The sequence below is a fragment of the Nonomuraea sp. 10N515B genome, assembly GCF_052245915.1.
Classification (GTDB): Bacteria; Actinomycetota; Actinomycetes; order Streptosporangiales; family Streptosporangiaceae; genus Nonomuraea.
On the sequence record NZ_JBQQBQ010000001.1, the window covers coordinates 448,981 to 470,170 of the forward strand.

Annotated in this window: 20 protein-coding genes and 1 pseudogene; 14 read left to right on the forward strand and 7 right to left on the reverse strand. The window is 67.6% G+C overall.

Annotation, left to right across the window (positions count from 1 at the left end; translation table 11 throughout):
- Positions 1 to 32 precede the first annotated feature (32 nt).
- A complete protein-coding gene (locus ACTWQA_RS01995; protein ID WP_443157568.1) occupies positions 33 to 1,166 on the forward strand; it encodes a hypothetical protein in 1,134 nt (377 codons plus the stop codon).
- 396 nt (positions 1,167 to 1,562) lie between these two features.
- Here ACTWQA_RS01995 and ACTWQA_RS02000 read toward each other — a convergent pair whose 3' ends face one another.
- Entirely contained in the window at positions 1,563 to 2,204 is a 642-nt protein-coding gene (locus tag ACTWQA_RS02000; protein ID WP_443157569.1) for a response regulator, read from the reverse strand.
- A complete protein-coding gene (locus tag ACTWQA_RS02005; protein ID WP_443157570.1) occupies positions 2,201 to 3,448 on the reverse strand; it encodes a sensor histidine kinase in 1,248 nt (415 codons plus the stop codon). The genes ACTWQA_RS02000 and ACTWQA_RS02005 overlap by 4 nt, the downstream gene beginning before the upstream one ends.
- 113 nt (positions 3,449 to 3,561) lie before the next feature.
- Here ACTWQA_RS02005 and ACTWQA_RS02010 point away from each other — a divergent pair.
- The 3 genes and pseudogenes from ACTWQA_RS02010 to ACTWQA_RS02020 form a co-directional block, all read left to right on the forward strand.
- A pseudogene (locus ACTWQA_RS02010) lies at positions 3,562 to 4,278 on the forward strand (ABC transporter ATP-binding protein); the annotation flags it as partial.
- Entirely contained in the window at positions 4,278 to 5,042 is a 765-nt protein-coding gene (locus ACTWQA_RS02015) for an ABC transporter permease (RefSeq protein WP_443157571.1), read from the forward strand. The pseudogene ACTWQA_RS02010 and the gene ACTWQA_RS02015, both read left to right, overlap by 1 nt.
- 142 nt (positions 5,043 to 5,184) lie before the next feature.
- Positions 5,185 to 5,961: an ABC transporter permease gene (locus ACTWQA_RS02020; RefSeq protein ID WP_443157572.1), complete on the forward strand. Its 777-nt coding sequence runs from the start codon at positions 5,185 to 5,187 to the stop codon at positions 5,959 to 5,961.
- 114 nt (positions 5,962 to 6,075) lie between these two features.
- Here ACTWQA_RS02020 and ACTWQA_RS02025 read toward each other — a convergent pair whose 3' ends face one another.
- The 3 genes from ACTWQA_RS02025 to ACTWQA_RS02035 form a co-directional block, all read right to left on the reverse strand.
- A complete protein-coding gene (locus tag ACTWQA_RS02025) occupies positions 6,076 to 7,761 on the reverse strand; it encodes a ribonuclease J (protein WP_305923002.1) in 1,686 nt (561 codons plus the stop codon).
- Between the two features lie 54 nt (positions 7,762 to 7,815).
- Positions 7,816 to 8,733: a 4-hydroxy-tetrahydrodipicolinate synthase gene (gene dapA, locus ACTWQA_RS02030; RefSeq protein ID WP_443157573.1), complete on the reverse strand. Its 918-nt coding sequence runs from the start codon at positions 8,731 to 8,733 to the stop codon at positions 7,816 to 7,818.
- 112 nt (positions 8,734 to 8,845) lie between these two features.
- A complete protein-coding gene (locus tag ACTWQA_RS02035; protein WP_443157574.1) occupies positions 8,846 to 9,292 on the reverse strand; it encodes a GNAT family N-acetyltransferase in 447 nt (148 codons plus the stop codon).
- A gap of 386 nt (positions 9,293 to 9,678) precedes the next feature.
- On the opposite strand from ACTWQA_RS02035, the gene ACTWQA_RS02040 reads away from it, so the two are divergent.
- From ACTWQA_RS02040 to ACTWQA_RS02055, 4 genes are all read left to right on the forward strand, one after another.
- Entirely contained in the window at positions 9,679 to 10,395 is a 717-nt protein-coding gene (locus ACTWQA_RS02040; protein WP_327584520.1) for a GntR family transcriptional regulator, read from the forward strand.
- 228 nt (positions 10,396 to 10,623) lie between these two features.
- A complete protein-coding gene (locus tag ACTWQA_RS02045; RefSeq protein WP_443157575.1) occupies positions 10,624 to 11,280 on the forward strand; it encodes a JAB domain-containing protein in 657 nt (218 codons plus the stop codon).
- Between the two features lie 918 nt (positions 11,281 to 12,198).
- Positions 12,199 to 12,714 carry a GntR family transcriptional regulator gene (locus ACTWQA_RS02050; RefSeq protein ID WP_443157576.1) on the forward strand — a complete coding sequence of 172 codons (516 nt, stop codon included), beginning with the start codon at positions 12,199 to 12,201 and terminating at the stop codon, positions 12,712 to 12,714.
- A gap of 39 nt (positions 12,715 to 12,753) precedes the next feature.
- Positions 12,754 to 13,230 carry a GntR family transcriptional regulator gene (locus ACTWQA_RS02055; protein ID WP_443157577.1) on the forward strand — a complete coding sequence of 159 codons (477 nt, stop codon included), beginning with the start codon at positions 12,754 to 12,756 and terminating at the stop codon, positions 13,228 to 13,230.
- A gap of 134 nt (positions 13,231 to 13,364) precedes the next feature.
- Here ACTWQA_RS02055 and ACTWQA_RS02060 read toward each other — a convergent pair whose 3' ends face one another.
- Positions 13,365 to 14,315 (reverse strand): hypothetical protein, encoded by a 951-nt coding sequence (locus tag ACTWQA_RS02060; RefSeq protein WP_443157578.1) that lies wholly within the window; start codon positions 14,313 to 14,315, stop codon positions 13,365 to 13,367.
- A 119-nt stretch (positions 14,316 to 14,434) separates the two neighbouring features.
- Complete coding sequence (locus ACTWQA_RS02065) at positions 14,435 to 15,451, reverse strand: DMT family transporter (RefSeq protein WP_443157579.1); 1,017 nt, start codon at positions 15,449 to 15,451, stop codon at positions 14,435 to 14,437.
- Between ACTWQA_RS02065 and ACTWQA_RS02070 the strand changes: the two genes are divergently transcribed.
- The 6 genes from ACTWQA_RS02070 to ACTWQA_RS02095 all read left to right on the forward strand — a co-directional run bounded on the left by ACTWQA_RS02070 (position 15,450) and on the right by ACTWQA_RS02095 (position 21,188).
- Positions 15,450 to 16,853, forward strand: a complete 1,404-nt coding sequence (locus tag ACTWQA_RS02070; RefSeq protein WP_443157580.1) for an aminotransferase-like domain-containing protein — start codon at positions 15,450 to 15,452, stop codon at positions 16,851 to 16,853. The two genes, ACTWQA_RS02065 and ACTWQA_RS02070, sit on opposite strands and share 2 nt — an antisense overlap.
- A gap of 72 nt (positions 16,854 to 16,925) precedes the next feature.
- Complete coding sequence (locus ACTWQA_RS02075) at positions 16,926 to 17,441, forward strand: CGNR zinc finger domain-containing protein (protein ID WP_443157581.1); 516 nt, start codon at positions 16,926 to 16,928, stop codon at positions 17,439 to 17,441.
- Positions 17,442 to 17,485: 44 nt separating this feature from the next.
- A complete protein-coding gene (locus tag ACTWQA_RS02080) occupies positions 17,486 to 18,094 on the forward strand; it encodes a GNAT family N-acetyltransferase (RefSeq protein WP_305923013.1) in 609 nt (202 codons plus the stop codon).
- The gene (locus ACTWQA_RS02085) at positions 18,094 to 18,969 is read left to right on the forward strand and encodes a 1,4-dihydroxy-2-naphthoate polyprenyltransferase (RefSeq protein WP_443157582.1); all 876 of its coding nucleotides are present in this window, start codon (positions 18,094 to 18,096) and stop codon (positions 18,967 to 18,969) included. The genes ACTWQA_RS02080 and ACTWQA_RS02085 overlap by 1 nt, the downstream gene beginning before the upstream one ends.
- A gap of 187 nt (positions 18,970 to 19,156) precedes the next feature.
- Positions 19,157 to 19,855 carry a GAF and ANTAR domain-containing protein gene (locus tag ACTWQA_RS02090; RefSeq protein ID WP_443157583.1) on the forward strand — a complete coding sequence of 233 codons (699 nt, stop codon included), beginning with the start codon at positions 19,157 to 19,159 and terminating at the stop codon, positions 19,853 to 19,855.
- Between the two features lie 100 nt (positions 19,856 to 19,955).
- On the forward strand, positions 19,956 to 21,188 hold the full coding sequence (locus tag ACTWQA_RS02095) for a KAP family P-loop NTPase fold protein (protein ID WP_443157652.1): 1,233 nt from the start codon (positions 19,956 to 19,958) through the stop codon (positions 21,186 to 21,188).
- The last annotated feature ends 2 nt before the right edge of the window (positions 21,189 to 21,190 follow it).

Below are 21,190 nucleotides of genomic sequence, written 5' to 3' on the forward strand. Positions count from 1 at the left end.
GCACCCGGCCCGTCCACCAGGAGACCGCTCCGATGAACATCGCCTACGTCTACCCCTGGGACGTCGTCGGCGACCCTTCCGCCCCCGAGCGCCTGGCCGCGCTGGGCGTGGACGCGGTCGCCCTGGCCGCCGTCTACCACTCCACCCGGGCCGCCACGCCGTACCATCCGTCCCATCGCGTCCTGGACGTGCCCTATCCGGCCTTCTACCTCCCGGTACGCCCGTCCGCCTGGAGCCGCCTCGTCCCGGCCGCCCCCACGTGGACCCCCGCCGATGCCTACCTCCAGGCCAGGGACGCGCTGAAGGCCGTCGGCCTCCCCGTCCACGCCTGGACCGTCCTCACCCACAACTCCCACCTGGGCGCCGCCCATCCCGACCTGGCCGTACGCAACGCCTTCGGCGACCCGTACCCGTACGCGCTGTGCCCGGCCCACGAGGACGTCATCGAGTACTGCGAACGCCTCGTCCAGGAGATCCTGACGGTCGGCGAGCCGGATGGCCTGATCCTGGAAGCCTGTGGACCGCTGGGGTTCGGCCACCAGAGCGTCCACGAGAAGACCTCCGGAGCGGACTGGACCTCCGTGGACGCGGACCTGCTGTCCCTGTGCTTCTGCGAGGCATGCGCCCCCCGCTATCCCGAACTCACCCGAACCCAGGTGCGCGCGGCGATAGACCGCACGGGCGGCACGTCGGCCCCCCAACCCACCACCGTCGAGGAGGCCCTCGGCCCGGTGGCGGACGAGGTCCGCGCCATCCGCGTCGGCCTGTCCACCTCCCTCAGGGAACGTCTGATCGCCGTATCCAGAAGGACCGCCCCGAACGTCCCCATCACCCTGCACGCCAACCCGGACCCATGGGCGGCCGGCGCCTTCGCCCCGCTCCCCGCGGGCGAGCCGGGAGCGGACGCGCTGGTGGCCAACTGCTGGGGCGACCCGTCCACGGACGCCACCCGCCTCACCCGCCTGACGGAGCTGTCCCGTGCGGGCCAGCGAGTAGGCGCCTATGTCCTCGCCCTCCCACCCCGCCCCGCCGACGCCGCCGTCCTGGCCGACCACCTCAGGACGTACGCCAAGGCAGGTGCGACGGAGTTCCACCTGTACCACGCTGGGCTCGCCTCCCGAGAACGCCTGACCGCCCTCACGGAGGCCCTGCGCCAGACCAGGTAGCCGGCGGCGTACAGGGACAGCCCGAAGAGAACCGGCACGGATCCGGGGACCGCCGAGCGCCAGCGGCACGCGCAGGCCGCCGGGTTCGATTTTCTCCCCCACCTCGCGCATACCACCAATCAGAACATCCCCACATGCACCGCTTCGGACCGTCTTGTCCGGGAGAGGAAAACCACCCCTAGTGGGTTAAGAGTTCCACTCGCTCACCCGAGGTCAGGCGACGTCTCACTGGACACAACCGCCCAGACCCCATGGTCGTCCTCACCAAGAAGCCAACCCGGTGATTGCAGTGCAACGCCCCGCCGTACTTCCGATACACGATCCGTACGTCACCGCGACCCCTGCAAGCCCTCAAGTGATCAACGGCGGTGGCACCGGGACCCCGCTCCCACCGCCTTACCCCGCAGCAGAAACAAGGCCGCTCTCATAAGCGGCAATGACGAGTTGCGCCCGATCCCGCGCCTCCAGCTTGGCCAGCAACCGGGTGATATGCGTCTTCACCGTGGCCATGCCAACCTGAAGATGATCGGCGATCTCGTGATTCGACAACCCCCGCGCGATCAGCGTCAACACCTCCCGCTCCCGCTCGGTCACCCCATCCAGTCCCTTGACCCGCGGCACGCCAGGAGTCCGCGCGAACTGCTCGATCAGCCTGCGCGTCACCGTGGGCGCCAGCAACGCCTCCCCGCCCGCGACCACCCGAATGGCCACCAGCAGATCGGCTGGCGGCGTGTCCTTCAGCAAGAACCCACTTGCCCCGGCCCGCAACGCATCGTAGACATACGCATCCAGGTCGAACATGGTCACCACAAGAACGCGGGAGACGTCCTTGATCCGCCGAGTGGCCTCGATCCCATCCATCTCCGGCATGCGCACGTCCATGAGCACCACGTCGGGACGCTGCTCCATCGCCACGGACACGGCCTCCACCCCGGTAGCGGCCTCGCCCACGACAACCAGACCGGGCTCGGAATCCACGAGCACCCTGAAACTCCCCCGGAGCAACGCCTGATCGTCGGCGATGACCACCCGGATCACGCGGCCTCCCGGTATGGCAGCCGGGCAAAGACCCGGAACCCACGCCCAGGAAGCCTCCCGGCCTCGAACGTCCCGCCGTACACCATGACCCGCTCCCGCATCCCGATCAGCCCATGCCCATCCCCTTCCGCCGCCGGCAACGTACGCCGCCCAGGCCCGTCATCGATCACCTCGATCCGCACATCCCTCCCGTCGGCGACAACGGACACCCGGCAACGAGCAGGCGAGGCATGCTTGACCACATTGGTGAGCGCCTCCTGCACAATCCGATAAACCGCCAGCTCCACCCCCTCAGGCAACCGCGCCCTCCCAGGAACCGCAGACCCCGGCGCCCTGCCACCGTCGCGCCCGCCCACTCCTCTTCCATCCCCGGCTGGTCCGCTGCCATCGTCTTCCATCCGTAGCTCGAACTGCACTTCCACCCCCGCAGACCGAGTCCGCTGCACCAAGCCCTCCAGCCCTTCAACTCCCGGCGCGGGCCCCAGCTCGGGCACCTCAGCAGACCTGAGCACACCCAGCAGATGCCGCATTTCGACCAACGCGCTCCTGCTGGCGGTCTCGATCACCCGCAGAGCGTCGTGCGCCTCCTCCGGCCTGGTCGCCATCACATGGTTGGCCACGCCGGCCTTGACCGCGATCAACCCGACGCTGTGGGTGACGACGTCGTGAAGCTCCCGGGCCATGCGTAACCGCTCCTCCGTCACGGCCTGCGCCGCCAGCCGCTCGGCGTCGCGCGCGGCGAACAGCCTCCGTTCGTGCACAGCCCGCCCGATTGTCCAAGCGCTGCCCAGCGCCGCGATTCCCATGAGCGGCTGGTCGAGGTGCAGCATCCACTCCGGTGCGTGCTGCCGCGGCGTGCCCGCCACGGCGAGTCCCACGATGGTGAGCAGGCTCAATGTCCCTATGGCGGATACAGGAAGCAAGGTGCCGGCACGGTTGGTCAGAGCGACCACATAGAGCGCATACGCAGGTGCGAAATACGGGAACCCGACGGCGCCGATCACCCCGGCGAAGATCGCGAGCACCAGCGTGAGGAAGAAGACCGACAGCGGCCACAGCCGCCGCGCAGCCAGCGGTAACCCTAGTGCGAAGGGAAGGGCAATCCTCATCCAGGGCGGCAGCGCCGTCGCGTTGGCCGTCGAGGTGAAGAACACGAAGGCGGTCACCAGTCCCGCCGCCAGATCGAGCAGGATCAGCTGGCCGCGGCTCAGGCGCCTGGCGAAAAAGGGGTGGGTCTCGTCCACGCGTTGAACCGTAGCCGCTGGCATGGCCTTCGCTCGTCAACCCACGGTCTGACCTTGAAGTTCGAACCCTGGTCCGACGCGCCCGCGGCCCGCCGCACCGCACGCTTGACGCCGTGATCGAACTCCATCACCTCACCAAGCGCTACCGCGACACGCCCGCCGTGGACGACCTGTCCTTCACGGTCGAGCCCGGCCACGTCACCGGCTTCCTCGGCCCCAACGGCGCAGGCAAGTCCACCACGATGCGCCTGATCCTCGGGCTCGACGCCCCGACCTCCGGCCAGGCACTGGTCAACGGCCGCCGCTACACATCGCTCAGCAGACCGATGCACGAGGTCGGCGCGCTGCTGGACGCCGGCGCCGTCCACGGTGGCCGCAGCGCCTACAACCACCTGCTCTGCCTGGCCCGCACCAACGACATCAGCGCCACACGCGTGGCCGAAGTGCTCGAGCAGGTCGGCCTCTCAGGCGTGGCACGCAAGCGCGTAGGCGGCTTTTCCCTGGGGATGAAGCAACGGCTCGGCATCGCCGCCGCATTACTCGGCGACCCTGGCGTGCTCATGTTCGACGAGCCCGTCAACGGCCTGGACCCCGACGGCGTGCGGTGGATCCGCGACCTCATGCGTTCCCTCGCCGCCGAGGGCCGCACGATCCTCCTCTCCAGCCACTTGATGAGCGAGATGGCACTCACCGCCGAGCACATCGTCGTCATCGGCCGAGGCAGGCTGATCGCCGAGGCCACCGTCGCGGAGCTGACCGCCCGCTACCCGTCCCTGGAAGACGCCTACATGGCTCTCACCGCCGACAGCGTGCAATACGGAGTAAGCCGATGAAGGCGATCCTTTCCTCCGAATGGCTGAAGCTGCGCTCCGTGACCTCCACCTACCACGCGATGGGCACAGCAGCCCTCACGGTGGCCCTCGGCGTGGCGTGGACGTTCTATGTGAGCGGCCTCGCCGACGAGCGCGGTTCACTGCGGGCGGCGGCGCCGGAAGAGGGTTTCCTCCCGCTCGTCCAGATCAGCCTCGCGGTCCTGGGAGTGCTCGCGATCACGAACGAATACGCCACCGGCATGATCCGCACCAGCCTCATCACCGTCCCGAAGCGGGGCGTGTTACTCCTCGCCAAGGCCGGCATCGTCGGCCTGGCCACATTCGCGGCCGCGAACGCCATCCTTCTGGTCACCTACTCAGCGAGCCGCCTGATCGCGAACGGCCGCCACCTGGGCTTCAACGACACGCCTTTCGCCGACGACCTGCCCAAACTGCTCGCGTCGGGCTTGTCGGTGACCGCTCTGGCCCTGGTGGGCCTCGGCCTCGGCGCCGCCATCCGCTCGACGGCGGGGGCGATCGTGTCGGTCGTGGCGCTGCTGTTCGTCCTGCCTGGCGTCGTCAACTACCTCCCACCGCCGTGGAACACCCGCGTGGCGACGCTGCTCCTGCCCAACCTCGTGCCCCAGATAGCGGACGAACGCCTGTCCACCCGCCTCGGCGACGGATTCCTGCCTCCCTGGGCGGCACTCGCCGTCCTGGTCGCCTACCCGATCGTCGCTCTCGCCATCGGCTCCTACCTGCTCGCTCGGAGAGACGCTTGATCACGCCCGTCAACGACAACTCCCGCACCCTTCCCCACCGCAAGGCCCACGAGGCACCCCACGCCAATGCAGTCGACAGGGCCGCAACCGGCCTACCTGCGGCGGGAAGCATGGCCTTTCCGACCGCTGGAAGGACACCTGCATGAGCGTCCTCACTGCGGAATGGCTGAAGGTACGCTCGGTCCGCTCAACATACTTGATCATCGGCCTCAGCCTCGGCGCCATCTTCCTGGGCCTTGCACTCGCGGTGATGGCCGCCGGCATGTACGACAGCGCTCCCCCAGACAAACGGCCCAGCGCCCGGATCGCCGATTTGGAAGAGGTCGTGGTGATCGTGCCCCAGTTGTGCATGGGCATCCTCGGCGCCTTCGCCATAACGCCGGAATACGTCACCGGCTTGATCAGGATGAGCCTGACCGTCGTCCCCCGCCGCTGGCCCCTGCTCGCCGCCAAGGCCGCGGTCGTGGGCACGCTGGGCGCCGTCGTCGGCCCAGCCGCGGTGTTCGGAACCTACCTCGCCTCCCGATGGGTGCTCGGCGACCGTTTCTCAGGCGCCTACGCCACCTCGCTCCTGGACAAGCTTCCGCTCCTGACCGCCACGAGCCTCACCGTGCCCGCATTCGCCCTGCTCGGCCTGGGGCTCGGCGTCATCCTGCGGTCCGCCGCAGGCGCGATCACGGTCATCGTCGGGCTGGTCTACGTCGTACCGATCATCGTCGGCAACATCCCGGAGCCGTGGAGCGAGCGCGTCGGCTCCATCATGATCGGAGCGCTTCCCCGCCAGATCACTGGCGACGGCAACGCCTCCTCGGTGTACGGCTCGCTCCTGTCGCCGGTTGCTTCCGCCGCGGTCCTGATCGCCTACGCGGCACTCCTCCTGTTGGCCGCCACCTGGCTGCTACGCCGGAGAGATGCCTGAAATGTTGTGCTGGTTCAGGACATCCAAACCCAGGGCGACCATTCCATCGGTGGCGAGCCTTCCGTTGGTGCGGCAGACGGAGACGTCTGCCGCACCAACAGGAAGTCAGGAGCCTCAGACCTCGACCACCACGGGGATGATCATCGGCCGTCGACGGTAGGTGTCGCTCACCCAACGCCCGACCGTACGCCGGACCACCCGGCGGATCTCCTGAATGTCGATCACACCGTCCGCGGCCTTCTCCTCGAGGGCCCGCTGGATCTGCGGAATGAACTCCTCGAACTGCATGGGATCGATACCGGACCCGCGAGCATGGATCTCGGGCCCTGCAGTGAGCTTGCCCGTGTTCGAGTCCACCACGACCACCACCGAGATAAACCCCTCGTCGCCGAGGATCCTGCGATCCTTCAGCGAGGTGTCGGTGATCTCTCCCACGGAGGTGCCGTCCACGTAGACGTACCCCGCGTGCACCGCGCCGACGATCTTCGCTCTGCCGTCGACCAGGTCCACCACGACGCCGTCCTCGGCGATCACGATGTGATCGTCGGGGACGCCGGTGAGGGCGGCCAGCTTGGCGTGGGCGCGCAGGTGCCGCCACTCGCCGTGCACGGGCATGAAGTTCGACGGGCGGGTCAGGTTGAGGACGTAGAGGAGCTCGCCCGCGGCCGCGTGACCGGAGACGTGCACCTTGGCGTTGCCCTTGTGGACCACCCGGGCGCCCCACCTGGTCAGCCCGTTGATCACCTTGTTGACCGCGGTCTCGTTCCCCGGGACCAGGGACGAGGCCATCAGCACGGTGTCGCCCTGGGCGATGCGGATCGGATGATCGCGGTTGGCCATCCTGGACAGCGCCGCCATCGGCTCGCCCTGCGAGCCGGTGCAGATCAGCACCACGTCCTGCGGCGGCCATTCCTCGATGTCGCGGGAGTCGACGATCAGCTCCGGCGGCACCTTGAGATAGCCCAGGTCGCGGGCCACGCCCATGTTGCGCACCATGGATCGGCCGACCAGCGCGACCTTGCGGCGGTGCTTGGCGGCAGCGTCCATGACCTGTTGGATGCGGTGGACGTGCGAGGCGAAGCTGGCCACGATGACCCGCTGCTCGGAGGTGCGGATCACCTCGTCGATGACCGGCGCGATCTCCCGCTCGCTGGTGACGAACCCCGGCACCTCGGCGTTGGTGGAGTCGGACATCAGCAGGTCGACGCCCTCGGTGCCGAGCCTGGCGAAGCCGCCGAGGTCGGTGAGGCGTCCGTCGCTCGGGAGCTGATCCATGCGGAAGTCGCCGGTGTGCAGGACGATGCCCGCCGGCGTTCTGATCGCCACGGCCAGCGCGTCGGGGATCGAGTGGTTGACCGCGAGGAACTCGCAGTCGAAAGGCCCGAAGGCGTGCCGTTCGCCCTCGACGACCTCGTGTTTGGTCGGCTGGATCCGGTGCTCGGTGAGCTTGGCCTCGATCAGGGCCAGCGTGAGCCTGGATCCGATGAGCGGGATGTCGCGCCGCAAGCGCAGCAGATACGGCACCGCCCCGATGTGGTCCTCGTGGGCGTGCGTCAGCACCACGGCCTCGACGTCGTCGAGCCGATCCCTGATGTATTCGAAGTCGGGCAGGATGAGGTCGACGCCCGGCTGTTCGGGGTCGGGGAACAACACCCCGCAGTCGACGATCAGCAAGCGGCCGTCGTATTCGAAGACGGCCATGTTTCTGCCGATCTCCCCCAATCCGCCGAGCGCGACGATGCGCAGGCCGCCATCAGGCAGCGGCGGCGGAGGGCCAAGCTCAGGATGCGGGTGGCTCATGCTTGGCCCCCATGGTCAAATCGTGTGCTCAAAACTCCCGGTTCCTCCCCGTTCCTATGCGTCTGTCAACTTCACCCCGCCGGCTACCAGGCAAGCACGCAGCTCGGCGATTTGCTTCTCTGTGGCGTCCACGAGCGGCAGCCGTACCGGACCGACCGGTACGCCGACCATGCTCAGCGCCGCCTTTGCCATGATCGCGCCCCCGGCGCGCAGCATGATCCCGTCCACCACGGGGGTCACCTGGCCGTGAATCGCGAGGGCCTGGGCGACGTCGCCGTTCTTGTGCAGGCGAATCATGCGTGCCAGCTCGGCTCCCACCACGTGCCCGACGACGCTGACGAACCCGGCCGCGCCGAGCGAGAGCCAGGCGAGGTTGAGCAGGTCATCACCGGAGTAGAAGGCGAGATTTGTAGCCGTCATCACCTGACTCCCGGCGAACAGGTCACCCTTGGCGTCCTTCACGGCCACGATACGCTCATGTTGCGCGAGCCTGATCAGGGTCTCGGTCTTGATCGGTACGCCGCTCCGCCCCGGAATGTCGTACAGCATCACGGGAAGCTCGGTCGCGTCGGCGACAGCGGAGAAGTGCCGGTACAACCCCTCCTGCGGGGGCTTGTTGTAATACGGCGTCACCACCAGCAGCCCGTGTGCCCCGGCACGCGCCGCCTGCTTCGCAAGCTCGACGCTGTGGCGGGTGTCGTTGGTGCCCGCGCCTGCCACCACGGTCGCGCGATCGCCGACCGCGTCGAGGACGGCGCTGACGATGCGCTGCTTCTCCTCGTCGGAGGTGGTGGGCGACTCACCGGTCGTCCCGTTCACGATCAAACCGTCGTTGTGCTGCTCGTCCACCAGATAGATGGCAAGGCGGCGCACAGCGACGTAATCGACCTCGCCGTCGGAGGTGAACGGCGTGACCATCGCGGTCAGCATGCGGCCGAAGGGTGCGTCCGTGGTTCCAGTTGGCGATGCCATAGTGCGAACGCTACCTGGATTCGGAAATCCATTGGACGCCGCCACCCCGCTTTGCCTGCCTGGAGCCGCTCTTCGACCGCTTTCGCCGGCCTTTTCGCCGGCCGACGGCACCCTAGCCGGGCAGTTCGATCTGGTATCTGATGAAGCCCCGGTTCTCGCTCACTCTGTCGTACAGACGGCGGGCCGTGCTGTTCGACTCATGCGTGTTCCAGTACACGCGTGAGCAGCCGCGCTCCCGCGCCCACCCGGTCACGGCTTCGATCAACGCCTGGCCCACACCCCTGCCGCGCACGTCCCGCGCGGTGAACAGATCCTGCAGGTAGCAGACGTCGGTGTCGGGTGCCGACGTATTGCCATGAGTGAGGAAATGCGTGATCCCGACAAGCCCCCCATCCAGCCTCGCCCCGAGGGCATGCAGCCGGGTGTCCGCCTGGAACTCCGCCCATGCCCGGTCGTACATCTGGTCCGGCTCGCTCCGCTCGTAGAAGTCGATGTACGCGCGGAACAGGCGCTCCCAGGCATCCCGATCGGATGGAAGGAGTTTGCCGATAGTGATCATTGGGCCTCCCCAGGAAGGGCGTACGGCTAGAACAAGACGCCACAACCTAGGAGAGAACGGCCCTCCGCACCACGGCCACTCTGCGGCGATCCGGGCTGACCACTTGCCCGCCGCACCGCCGAACCAGCCCAAGCTACCGCCGGCCCTCGGGCACCGGCCGGTCAAGGGGCGGTCATTGGAAGAGGTCGCCGATATGTGCTCGGGGGTACACACATCGACGACCTCTACCGGAGAATCGGCGCCCCTTACATCTGCGTTACAGGGTTTCTCCGATAATTTTCCGCCATGGCAAAGTTGGGGCTCCAACAGTCATCGATGACGGTCGGTTACCTGCCGAATACGGCAACATGGGGCAACGCCTCACACGAACCCCCAGGGATGGACTAGTGGCCACCTCAGATCCCGTCTACCTGCGTGTCGTCGAAGACATCCGGCGACAGATAACCGACGGCAGCCTTCCCCCAGGCGCGCCCATTCCCTCGCGCGCGCAGCTGACCCGCAAGTATCAGGTCGGCGAGACCGCCGCCCGTCACGCACTGCGCGTGCTGGCGGGCGAAGGCCTCATCATCGGCCGCGTCGGGTCGGGCCATTACGTCAGGGAACGCCCCGACCTGACATCACTGCACCGATGGCGTTACCTCGATCACCCCGCCCCGTTCGCGGCCGACCTGCAGTCACAGGGCAGGCGCGTGACCTGGGACTGGCACAGCGAGCCGATCGACGCGGGCCCCGACATCGCCAGACGGCTCCGTCTCCAGGAGTCGACCCCGCTCACCAAAACCCGCTACGTCTTCCGCGCCGACGGCAGACCCCTCCAGCTCGCCACCTCCTATGAGCCACTGGAGTTCGCCCCCCATTCGGACGAGGAACGGCGGAGCCTGGTCGCCAGGATGTACGCGCACGGCGTAAAGATCACCGAGATCGTCGAGAGCGTGCACACCCGCGTGCCCCGCCCGGGCGAGAGCGATGCGCTGGACCTGGCGGCGGGCGTTCACGTGCTGCACGTCGAACGCACACACTGGGCGGGCGATCGCCCCGTGGAGACGAGCGACATCGTCATCCCGGGCGACCGATTCCGGGTCACATACAGCATGCCCATTTAGAACGGAAGGCTCCGGGCAGGCCGCCTCCCGCCCGGAGCCTCCGCTCGGCCCGCCTCGACCGACCGCCGACACCGCACGGCGAAATCCATCCCCGTCCGTTTCGGGAATCGGCGCCCGGTCATCATCCACATCCCACCGAAGGCCAATCGTCACGTCACCCCATATGCAACGAACGCGCAGGTCAGAGTTTGTCGGTGCGCGTTGATACAACGGTCGCGGAGGTTGCCGATGCGACTCAAAGACCTGTCCAAACACGACCGGCCCCGCGAACGGCTCATGTCCAACGGCGCGACCGCCCTGGCCGACCGCGAGCTGCTGGCCGTGATTCTCGGCTCGGGATTCCGTGGTTCGAGCGCCCTGGACCTGGCCACCCAGGTGATCGACCACTGCGGAGACCTGGACGGGCTCGGCCGTTCCGACCCCCATCGGCTGCTGACCGTACCGGGCGTCGGCCCGGCCAAGGCCGCGAGAGTCGCCGCGGCCTTCCACCTCGCGCGGCGCGCGAAGGACTGGCCCGAGCGAGAGCGCATCACCAGCACCACCGACCTGGCCAACCACTGCGCTCCGCTCCTGCACGGCCATACCCAGGAGCGCCTCGTCATGGTGGTGTGCGACACCGGCGGCCGCATACTGAAACGCTCGGTCGTCACCGAGGGTGGCGCCGACCACACGGCGCTGCCGATCCGAGAGATGATCGCAGAGGTGCTCACCACGGGCGGCGCGATCTTCGGCCTCGCCCACAACCACCCGAGCGGCTCCCTCGACCCGAGCGCCGCCGACCTCGAGGCGACATCCCGCCTCATCGAGGCCGCGGAAACTGTCGGCCTGCGACTCCTCGACCACCTGATCATCACAGACGCCGCCTGGAGACGGATCCCCATCTAAACCCCTTCCACCCACCCACCGACCATCAAAGGGAATGATCCCGTGCATAGCGCCGAACAACAGTTTTCCAAGCGCAGGCCATGAGAACCTAATGGCGCGGGTAGGCCGATACGGACGTCAGCCGGCCATTACTCGTCGTGGCGTGGTCCTGTGCCTGCTGGCAGGCGCGGGGCCAGGTCCACGCTTCCGCGCCGACTCCAGGCGGGGCGCATTTCGGTCGCGTCGGCGGTTCCCTTTGGCCGTGGCGCTTCGCCTGGGGTTGCGCGAAAGTGCACAGCACGTGAAGAACAGCGGCTTCACGCGCTTTGGCAGGGGTGCCCACATGCGGCAAATCTGCGCAGTTGCCCCAATTCGGGCCCCCTGCCACATCTCATCCCAGGAAATGCGATGTGCCTCGGCAGTGACAGAAGGAACCGGGAGTCAGCCGAGAAGATCGGGAATTGCGGTTCGCTACGTACAGGCGGCGACAGTTGCGACGGATCAATCCGTCACACAGGCGGCCATCCTGCAGTCTGCTCACCCGCATCGGCCAGGGTCCCACCGATAGGGCCGACATTCGCATCAGGCTTCGGTGAACAACTGCTCCCAGAGCCGCACTACTTCAGTGCGGCGAGCCGTGAACTCTTCGATCGCCAACCGCCCGCGCTCCCTATGGGTTCTCCGAATGAATGCAACGCCGCCGGCCTCGCACAGCTCGTAGACCACCGGCATACATTCGCAGGTGTAATCCCGCACACGCACTCGCTCAAACCGCGGCGTCTCAGGCCTCCATGCGATGGCTGACTCACAGCCTGGCGCCAATACATGCTGGCCCTGACAGCCGTCCTTCGATCCCATGTCGCCACTATAGCTCAGATGTATGTCCTGGTCTATATACCGTATCTATTGGTCTAATGAGCGTGTCCGCTTTGCGCAGTCATGTATGGTTTCGTCTACAATGCCAACGTGCTCGATCGCGAAGGCCCCGTCCCCGTCTACAAGCAGGTCGCCGACCTGGTCCGCGACCAGATCGAACGCGGAGAGCTCAAGGCGGGCGATCCCGTACCTAGCGAGGCCGCGCTCGAGAAGCACTACGACATCGCCCGTACGACGGCCAGACGCGTGGCCCGCGAACTACGCGAGCAGGGGCTGGCGTACACGGTTCAGGGCGAGGGAACTTTCGTCGGCCCGCCTGGCACGCCACGCTCGCCCAAGAGAATGCCCGTCTATCAGAAGATTGCCGAGGAGGTCGCGGAACGCATCCGACGCGGGGAAATTCCACCCAATAGGGCCATCCCTGGCGAAAAGGTTATGATGCACCGGTACGGCGTCGCAAAGGTGACAGTACGCCAGGCGGTTGGGTACCTCAGAGAACAAGGATGGGTCTTCACCGTCCCTTATCGGGGCACATATGTTAATGAGCCCGATAAATGGCCCATCAACAAGGACTCATAGTCGACCTGCATTTACCGATCTTTTAGATATCCTTGCCGAGTGCTGGATCGCGAGGGTGACACCCACCTCTATCTTCAGATCAGCGAGATCATCAGATCACGCATTGTCGCCGGACTCTCTCCAGGTGATCCCGTGATCAGCGAAGCGGAGATCCAGCGGGAGTTCGGAGTAGCGCGCACGACCGCGCGCCGAGCCATGCGGGTCCTGCGGAACGAAGGGCTCATTCACACGCGTCATGGAAAGGGCAGCTTCGTGGGCGCGCCCGGCGAAGCGGAGCCACGCGAGCGCCGGATGCCGCTATATCGGCATATTTCCGAGGAAGTCCGTCTGCGCATCGTGGCCGGCGAGCTGGCTCCCTCCCGTCCGGTTCCGAGCGAATCGGCGCTGATGCAACAGCACGGCACCGCACGGGAAACCGTACGGCGAGCGATTGCCTTGCTCCGGGATCAAGGGTGGATCTACACCGTTTCCCACCGCGGTAGCTACGTCTCCCCCAAGGAGCGATGGCCGGAGTGATCGACGACGCGGAACCACAGTCCACGACGCAAAGTTTTTCGCGGACGTGTTCCGCCTTCTCCCCCCTCCGCCTCGTAATCGAGGGCGAGGAGCTCGGCGGTGGCAGTCTTCTCGCGGCGAGGACCACGTTGAGGTCAGAAGACCGGGATGATCTCTTCCGGATCGATGAACTCGACCGGCACGCCTTCCAGGTCCAGTTCGGGAATGGCGGGGAAGGCGATCCCCCAGCGTTCCACGATGGCGCGGATCTTGGCCATGGCGACGCGCCAGTTCTCGGCCTGTTCCTCATACGACAACACCCCCAGTCCGGCGTCCCTGGCGTGGTTCATGAGGACGCGGTGGTTGGGGAGGAAGTAGGGCGGGAGTTCCCAGAAGCCTTCCGGGGGTTCCCAGAGGATCATGCTGAGGAAGACGAAGCCGGCTCTGAGCTGGCGGGTGATGAGGGTGCGGATCTCGTCCGTGAGACCCGGCCATTCGTTTTCCAGAATGGTCATGCAGATCTGGAGGTGGCGGGACTCGTCGCGGCCGATGCGGTGGAACATCTCGCTGAAGACCGGGTGCTGGGTGCCTGACGCCATGCCCCTGAACAGCGTGGAGGCGGCCATCTCGCCCATCATGAAACTGGTGAAGAGCACCGGGAGCGAGTATTTGCCCACGGCCGCGGTATAGCCGTTCCAGTAGCGGCCGCCGTTGTGGTAGAGCCAGCCGATGTTGTTGTGGGCGGCCGATTCGAGGTCGTCCGACGGGGTCCAGTCGAGCGGGCCGCCCGGCCAGAGTTTGGCGATGGTGCGCTGGCAGCACTCCTCGTGGTTCATCTCATCGCGGGTGATCGAGAAGAAGCACTTCCTGACCGGGTCCTCTTCATGTTTCTCGAAGGCCTGGATCGTGGCACGGGCGAAGACGGCCGGTCCCGAGGCGTCGAAGTTGGCCAGGACCGCGAACCAGTACATGATCCCGAGGCGCTGCTCCCGGGTGAAGTCCTCCGCGTTCAGGCCGTCCCAGGGAAGGTCGGCCGGATTCCAGACCATGCGCTTGGACTTCTCGTAGATGGCGGCGAGCTTCTCCGTCTCGACGCGCCATTCCATGGGATAGATGTTGGGCTGCGGGATTTCCGGCGCTGGCCAGAAGCCGCCCTCTGGGATCGTGAGGTCCGCCATTGTTGTGACACCTCCTCCCCCAATCCTGCGGGGCAGCGTCACGGCTTTCAAGTACGGGCGCGCTGGGTGATGGCCACGCAGACGAGCACCGCCAGCGCCGCGGCCACGGTGACCAGGCCGAATCTCTCGCCCATGAGGAACCAGGCCCAGACGAGGGTCAGGAGGGGCTGGGTGAGCTGGGTCTGGCCGGCTCTGGCGATGCCGCCCTTGGCCAGGCCCGCGTACCAGGGGAAGAAGCCCAGGAACATGGAGATGGCCGCCACGTACGCGAAACCGGCGATGGCGTGGGGCGTGAAGGTGGTGGCGGTGGTCAGGGCCAGGACGATGGTGATCGGGGCCGTCAGGGGGAGGGAAAGGACGACGGCGTAGGAGATCACCTGCCAGCCCGGCTGCCGGCGGGACAGGCGGCCGCCTTCGGTGTAACCGACCGCGGCCGAGATCAGGGCGCAGAGCAGCAGCAGGTCAGGCCAGGATGCGCTGCCCTGGTGCTGGGTGAAGGTGAACGTGGTGATGGCGATGGCGCCGGCCGAGCAGGCCGCCCAGAAGAGAGGGCGGGGGCGCTCGCCCGCTCTGAGCACGGCGCAGACGGCCGTGGCGGCGGGGAGGAGTGCGATGACCACGGCGGCGTGCGCGGTGCTCGCACCCAGCGCCAGCGCCAGGCCGCTGAAGACAGGGAAGCCGAACACCACCCCGAGTGAGATCAGGGCGTAGGACGGCCAGAGTGGTCTCGCGGGGAGGAGGGGCTTACCCATGACTTTCAGGCAGGCCAGAGCCAGCAGACCGGCGATCGCGGCCCGGCCGATCGCGACCAGCCAGGGGTCGAAGCCTTCCATGGCGTAGACGGTCGCGGGGAAGGAGCCGGAGAAGGCCAGGACACCGAGGAAGGCCAGGGCCGTGCCTTGGCGGTGGCGGGGCTTGTGGTGGGGGCGGTGACGGATGTCGCCGTACTGCGCGTCGCCTGCGTGCTCAACGTCATGACCGTCGTGGAGCGTGGCGGCGTTGTGCGTGCTATGGGGCGGGACCGCTACTCCCTCAGGGAGGATAGCGCTATTCTTATCTTTCATGAACAACGATAGCAGTATCGCCCAGATCGCCGCGATACTGCGTGACGAGGCCGCCCGGCTCGGCCCCGGCGCACGACTCCCGTCCAGCCGGGAGATCATGCGCAGACACAACGTCAGCCCCGTCACCGTCTCGCGCGCCATCGGCCAGCTGGCGGCCGAGGGCAGGGTCGTTACGAAGCCGGGCAGCGGCGCCTTCGTCGCGCAGCAGCACCAGGTCGGGAAGGGGCAGGACACCGCCGACCTGTCCTGGCAGACGGTCGCGCTCGGGGACCGGGTGGTCGACGACGGTCCGGTCGCGGAGTTGCTGGCGTCGGTCCCCGAGGGAGTGGTGCCGCTGACCGGCGGCTATCTGCACCCCGGACTGCGGCCCGACAAGCAGCTGGCGGCCGCGGCGGCGCGGGCCGTGCGGCGGCCGGACGCCTGGGCCAAGCCGCCCCTGACGGGACTCCCCGAGCTGCGGCGGTGGTTCGCGGCCCAGACGGGCGGCGATGTGACCGCGGCCGACGCGTTGATCGTCAGCGGCGGTCAGGCGGCGCTGACGCACGCGTTCAGGGCCCTGGCGGCCCCCGGCACACCGGTGTTGGTCGAGACCCCCACCTACCCCGGCGCGCTGGCGGCGGCCAAGGCGGCGGGGCTGCGCGCGACGGCCGTACCCATGGACAGGGATGGCGTACGGCCGGAGCTGCTGGCCGAGGCGTTCGCCGTCACCGGCGCGCGGGTGTTCTTCTGCCAGCCCACGCTGCACAACCCGACCGGCGCCACTCTGCCCCTCGAACGCAGGGAGCAGGTGCTGCAGGTGGCAAGGGCGGCCGGGGCGTTCGTGGTCGAGGACGACTATGCCCGTTATCTGACCGAGCACGCGCCTGCGTCGATGGCGTCCATGGATCAGCACGGGACCGTCGTCAATGTGGGCTCGCTGACGAAGATCCTGTCGCCGAGCATGCGGGTGGCCGCGGTGATCGCTCGCGGACCGGCCGCGCACCGGCTGCGGGCCAGCCAGCTCGTGGAGTCGTTCTTCGTGGCGCGGCCGCTGCAGGAGACGGCGCTGGAGTTCGTCGGGTCACCGGTGTGGCGGCGGCATCTGACGGCCGTGCACGCCGAGATCCGGACGCGGCGCGACGCGCTCGCGGCAGCGCTCGCCGCACGCATGCCCGAGGCGGAGCTCCACCTGCTGCCGATCGGCGGGATGCACGTGTGGGTACGTCTGCCGGCCGAGGTCGACGAGAACGCATTCGTCGAGGCCGCCCGGCGGAACGGTGTGCTGGTGAGCCCAGGCAGGATGTACTACCCGTCCGAGCCGCCGGGGCCGCGGATCAGGGTGACGCACATCGCGGCCACCCATCTGCCGGAGCTGCACGAAGGAGTACGCCGCCTCGCGCAGGCCCTCGCGCAGGTCCGGTGACCGCCCAGGCTGTGGACGACCCACCCGGGGCGCCGACCAGTTCTTGATCACAGTGCCAGTAGAGTGGCGGGCATGTCGTTCTCCGCGGAGCTCATCCGAGACTTCGTGAACACCTACGACGTCGAATCCGACGCCGACGACTTCTCCTCCCCCGCCGACCTGGCCCTCTGGCTGCGTGAACGCGACCTCATAACCCCCCGCGACCGCGCCACCGACGACGACCTCCACACCGCCCACACCCTCCGCGAGGCCCTCAGAGCGGCTCTCAGGCGGGAACGAGCCGACTTCCCCGCCCTCCCGCTTCAGGTGAACGCCCAGGCGAACGGCGCCCCGGAGCTGGTGCCGGCACGGAGCGGCGTACCCGGGGGTCTGGCCAGGATCGCGGCCGCGACGGTGGGGGCGGGGTGGGACCGGCTCAAGGTATGCGCGGAGGGAACCTGTCAGTGGGCGTTCATCGACTCTTCGAAGAACCGTTCCCGCTCGTGGTGTTCTATGCGGGTATGCGGCAACCGCACCAAGACACGCGCTTACCGGGCGAGGAAGCGGGGTTCGCGTCGTCTCCCAGTGTCAAACACCGATACGGTGTAACTCGTGCCTTGTGGCACGTACGGCAGGCGAAGGAGCGGGCCGAGATGGCAGACGTAGGCGTTCGGGCGGCCCGGCGCGAGGATGTGCTCCAGGTGGCGAATTGCCAGATTCGCGCCTGGCGCTACGGCTATCGGGACTTCCTCCCCGAGGGGCCGCTTGAGCAGATGACCGGCCCGGCAGCGGAGAAGATGTGGCTGCGGCAGTGGGACGAGGCGATCGTCGCCCCTCCCACCCCCATGCATCGCGTGCTGGTGGCGGTGGAGACCATCCTCGACACCGAGGGTTTCCCGGCGCTCGGCGCGGGCGGCAGCGCCGCCCTGGTCACCCCTCGCGGCGGCGAGCGCGTGGTGGGCCTGGCCTCTCACGCCCCCGCCGAGGATCCCGACCTCGACCCCAGCGTGGTGGCCGAGATGCTGACGCTGCTGGTCGACCCCGACTTCGTCCGCAGGGGCCACGGCAGCCGCCTGCTCAACGCCACCGTCGACTACCTGCGCGACGACGGTTTCCGGCAGATCGTCACCTGGGTGTTCGCCGACAACCACCCGGTGCTCGGCTTCCTCGAGTCGGCCGGCTGGGGCGAGGACATGGCCGAACGCGTCCTGGACATGGGCCGCCCGATCAGGATGGTCCGGCTCACGACGGATATCAGCTGATGGCCACTCCCGCACAGTGGATCGCGGGCGCACGCCCGCGCACGCTCCCCAATGCCATCGTCCCCGTCATGGTGGGCACCGGCGTGGCGATCGGCGAGGGCGGCTTCGTGTGGTGGCGGGCGCTCCTGGCGCTGTTCGTGGCCCTTTCGCTGCAGATCGGCGTCAACTACGCCAATGACTACAGCGATGGCATCCGCGGCACCGACGATCAGCGGGTCGGCCCGATGCGGCTGGTGGGCTCACGTGCGGCCACGCCTCGGGAGGTGCTGATCGCGGCGCTGAGCTGCTTCGCTGTCGCGGCGGTGCTGGGGCTGGTCCTGGTGCTGGTCACGCAGGCCTGGTGGGTGCTGCTGGTGGGCGCGGCGGCGATCGCGGCCGCCTGGTTCTACACCGGCGGCAAACGCCCGTACGGCTACCGCGGGCTGGGCGAGCTGGCCGTGTTCGTGTTCTTCGGCATCGTGCCCGTGGTCGGGACCGCGTATGTCCAGACAGAGTCGCTGAGCTGGGCCGCCTTCCTCGCCTCGATCCCGGTGGGGCTGCTGTCGTGCTCCATGCTCGTCGTGAACAACCTGCGTGACGTGGGGACCGACGGGCAGGCCGGCAAACGCACGCTGGCGGTGGTGCTGGGGGCCGAGCGCACCCGGGCGCTGTACGTGGTGTGTCAGGTGGTGCCGTTCGTGGTGGCGCTGGCGATGGTGCCGATCACGCCGTGGGCCGCGCTTGTGCTGCTGGCCGCGCCGCTGGCGATCACCCCGATCAGGACGGTGCTGAGCAAGGCCGTGGGTCCTGCGCTGATCGCGGTCCTGCAGCAGACGGGCAAGCTGCAGATGGCGTACGGCCTGCTGTTCGCCGTGGGCCTCGCGATCATCTTCTGACGAGCGCCCCGATCTTCTGACGAGCGCCCCGATCTCCCGACGCACGCGTACCTCCCGGCGGGCGCTGCGGAACGGCATGAGGCGTTAGCGTAGGAGCCCCTTACTGGGGCAGTCTTTTAGTCCAGTGGTCCGGAGAAGTGGCCCGCCGTCGCACCTAGCGCGAGGGATCTAGTTGGACCGGCCAAGCGTGCCCACGGACATCGAGGAGTTCGAACGGGCACTCGCCGAGTGCGTCAGCATCGCCACCCGCGCGATGCCCGACTCCCCGATGGTCAGTATCGCGCTGCCCGCCGAGCAAGGCCTGCGTACCGTCGCCTGCTCGCACGAGCGTGCCGAGGTGCTCGATGAGCTGCAGTCGGCCGCCGGTCAGGGGCCCTGTCTCGACGCGCTGGACACGGGAGAGCCGGTGACGGCCACGGACCTGGGCGCGGACTCCCGCTGGCGCCGGTTCGCGGCCGAGTCCGGCCTGCTCAGCCTGCACTCGGAGCCGCTGAAATCGGAGGGCAGGCTGCTGGGCGTGCTCACCCTCTATTCGGGCCGGTGCGGCGGCTTCAGCGAGGAGACCTGGGTCGCCGTACGCGTGACCGCCGGCCATATCGGCGTGTTGTTCCGCGCGGCGGCCGACGCGGCCCGCTTGCGGGAGGTCGCCGCGCAGCTCAAGGAGGCGCTCATCACCCGCGCGATCATCGACCAGGCCCTCGGCATCGTCATGGCGCAGCGCCGGTGCACCTCCCACCAGGCGTTCGAGGTGCTCCGGCACGTCTCCCAGGACAAGAACGTCAAGCTGCACCAGGTCGCGGCCACGATCGTGGAGAAGGTGACCGGAGAGCCCCCGCAACACTCCCGTTTCGAGGACCCGCCACCGCGCAAGGCGGACCGGGCGTAATCAGCGCCGGCACGTGTTATCACAGTTCGATAACCGCAGGTTTTCTGGGCCCCGGAGGATGCATCCTCTTCCTCAAGGGGGGACGATGCCCGATATCGCAATGCTCTCTGACGCGCCGGTCAATTGGCACGGAGATCTGCTCCAGTTTCGCCGGTACGTCGATCCGCTCGTTTCGGTCATTACCAATCCCCGTACGCAGACGCCGTTTACCATCGGTGTTTACGGCGCCTGGGGCAGCGGGAAATCTACCTTGCTGAAAATGGTGGACGAGCGGCTCCTGGACCGCCACGGCGACGAGTTCGTCCGTGTGCATTTCAACCCCTGGGTGCACCGCCGCGAGCCGCAGATGCTGCTCCCCCTCCTGAACGCCCTGCACACCGAGCTCAACGAGGACCCCAAGCGCCGCTTCGCCGACACCGCCAAGCGGATCGGCGCGATCATGCTCAATCTGGCCGCCGACGAGATGCTCAAGAAGATCAACCTGGGCTCGGCGAGCGTGGAGAAGATCGGCAAGCTGGCCCAGCAGTACGCCGAGATGCGCGGCCAGGTCGACAGCCAGACCGGTCGGCTGCGTACGCTCCTGCAAAAAGAGGCCGACCGCCTGGCCGAAAAAGGCAGAAAAATCATCTTCTTCATCGACGACCTCGACCGGTGCGAGCCCGACCAGATCATCGACGTACTGGAGTCGATCAAGCTCTTCCTGGACATCGAGCACGTCTTCGTACTGATCGCCCTGGCGAAGGACGTGGTGGACCGGGGCGTGTCGATCAAGTATCAGCCGTTCGGCTTCACCGCCACGGACCGCCTGGGCGACGAATACCTGGACAAGATGATCCAGCTCCCCCTGCACCTTTACCCGCTCGGCCCCGCCGAGGTCGGCCGCTTCATCCTGGACTCCGAGCCTGGGGAGCTGGCCGGCGCGCACGTGAAGACGCTGGAGAAGATCCTCTCTGCCAACCCACGCAAGATCAAACGCGTGCTCAACCTGCTCCGCGTGACCGAGGCCATCATCGCGGGCACCCCCGGCCTGGCCGGCCTGGACAAGGGCCTGGTCATCCGCCTGGTGGTGCTGCGCGTGCAGACCCCGGAGCTGTTCGCGGACGTCGTGCGCACGCCCGCCCTGCTCGTGGCGCTCGAGTTGATCTACCAGAACAAGCTGGTGCACCGCCTGCCGGAATTCAACGTGCGGTTCAAGCGGCAGGCCGACCGCATGATGCAGCTGGTGGGCAGGCATTACAACGCTCAGGACTTCCTGGCGCCGCTGTTCTCCGACTCCGACTTCGAGGCGTTCGAGGACGAGCTGCCCGCCTACCTGACCATGATCGGCGGGTGAGC

Excerpts from the sequence above, each read along its gene's own strand:
- ACTWQA_RS01995 (WP_443157568.1), top strand. The coding sequence starts at position 33 with ATGAACATCGCCTACGTCTACCCCTGGGACGTCGTCGGCGACCCTTCC.
- dapA (WP_443157573.1), bottom strand. The coding sequence starts at position 8,733 with ATGGCATCGCCAACTGGAACCACGGACGCACCCTTCGGCCGCATGCTG.
- ACTWQA_RS02035 (WP_443157574.1), bottom strand. The coding sequence starts at position 9,292 with ATGATCACTATCGGCAAACTCCTTCCATCCGATCGGGATGCCTGGGAG.
- ACTWQA_RS02015 (WP_443157571.1), top strand. The coding sequence starts at position 4,278 with ATGAAGGCGATCCTTTCCTCCGAATGGCTGAAGCTGCGCTCCGTGACC.
- ACTWQA_RS02085 (WP_443157582.1), top strand. The coding sequence starts at position 18,094 with ATGGCCACTCCCGCACAGTGGATCGCGGGCGCACGCCCGCGCACGCTC.
- ACTWQA_RS02050 (WP_443157576.1), top strand. The coding sequence starts at position 12,199 with ATGTATGGTTTCGTCTACAATGCCAACGTGCTCGATCGCGAAGGCCCC.
- ACTWQA_RS02095 (WP_443157652.1), top strand. The coding sequence starts at position 19,956 with ATGCTCTCTGACGCGCCGGTCAATTGGCACGGAGATCTGCTCCAGTTT.
- ACTWQA_RS02025 (WP_305923002.1), bottom strand. The coding sequence starts at position 7,761 with ATGAGCCACCCGCATCCTGAGCTTGGCCCTCCGCCGCCGCTGCCTGAT.
- ACTWQA_RS02060 (WP_443157578.1), bottom strand. The coding sequence starts at position 14,315 with ATGGAATGGCGCGTCGAGACGGAGAAGCTCGCCGCCATCTACGAGAAG.
- ACTWQA_RS02075 (WP_443157581.1), top strand. The coding sequence starts at position 16,926 with ATGTCGTTCTCCGCGGAGCTCATCCGAGACTTCGTGAACACCTACGAC.
- ACTWQA_RS02045 (WP_443157575.1), top strand. The coding sequence starts at position 10,624 with ATGCGACTCAAAGACCTGTCCAAACACGACCGGCCCCGCGAACGGCTC.
- ACTWQA_RS02065 (WP_443157579.1), bottom strand. The coding sequence starts at position 15,451 with ATGAAAGATAAGAATAGCGCTATCCTCCCTGAGGGAGTAGCGGTCCCG.
- ACTWQA_RS02070 (WP_443157580.1), top strand. The coding sequence starts at position 15,450 with ATGAACAACGATAGCAGTATCGCCCAGATCGCCGCGATACTGCGTGAC.
- ACTWQA_RS02080 (WP_305923013.1), top strand. The coding sequence starts at position 17,486 with ATGGCAGACGTAGGCGTTCGGGCGGCCCGGCGCGAGGATGTGCTCCAG.
- ACTWQA_RS02020 (WP_443157572.1), top strand. The coding sequence starts at position 5,185 with ATGAGCGTCCTCACTGCGGAATGGCTGAAGGTACGCTCGGTCCGCTCA.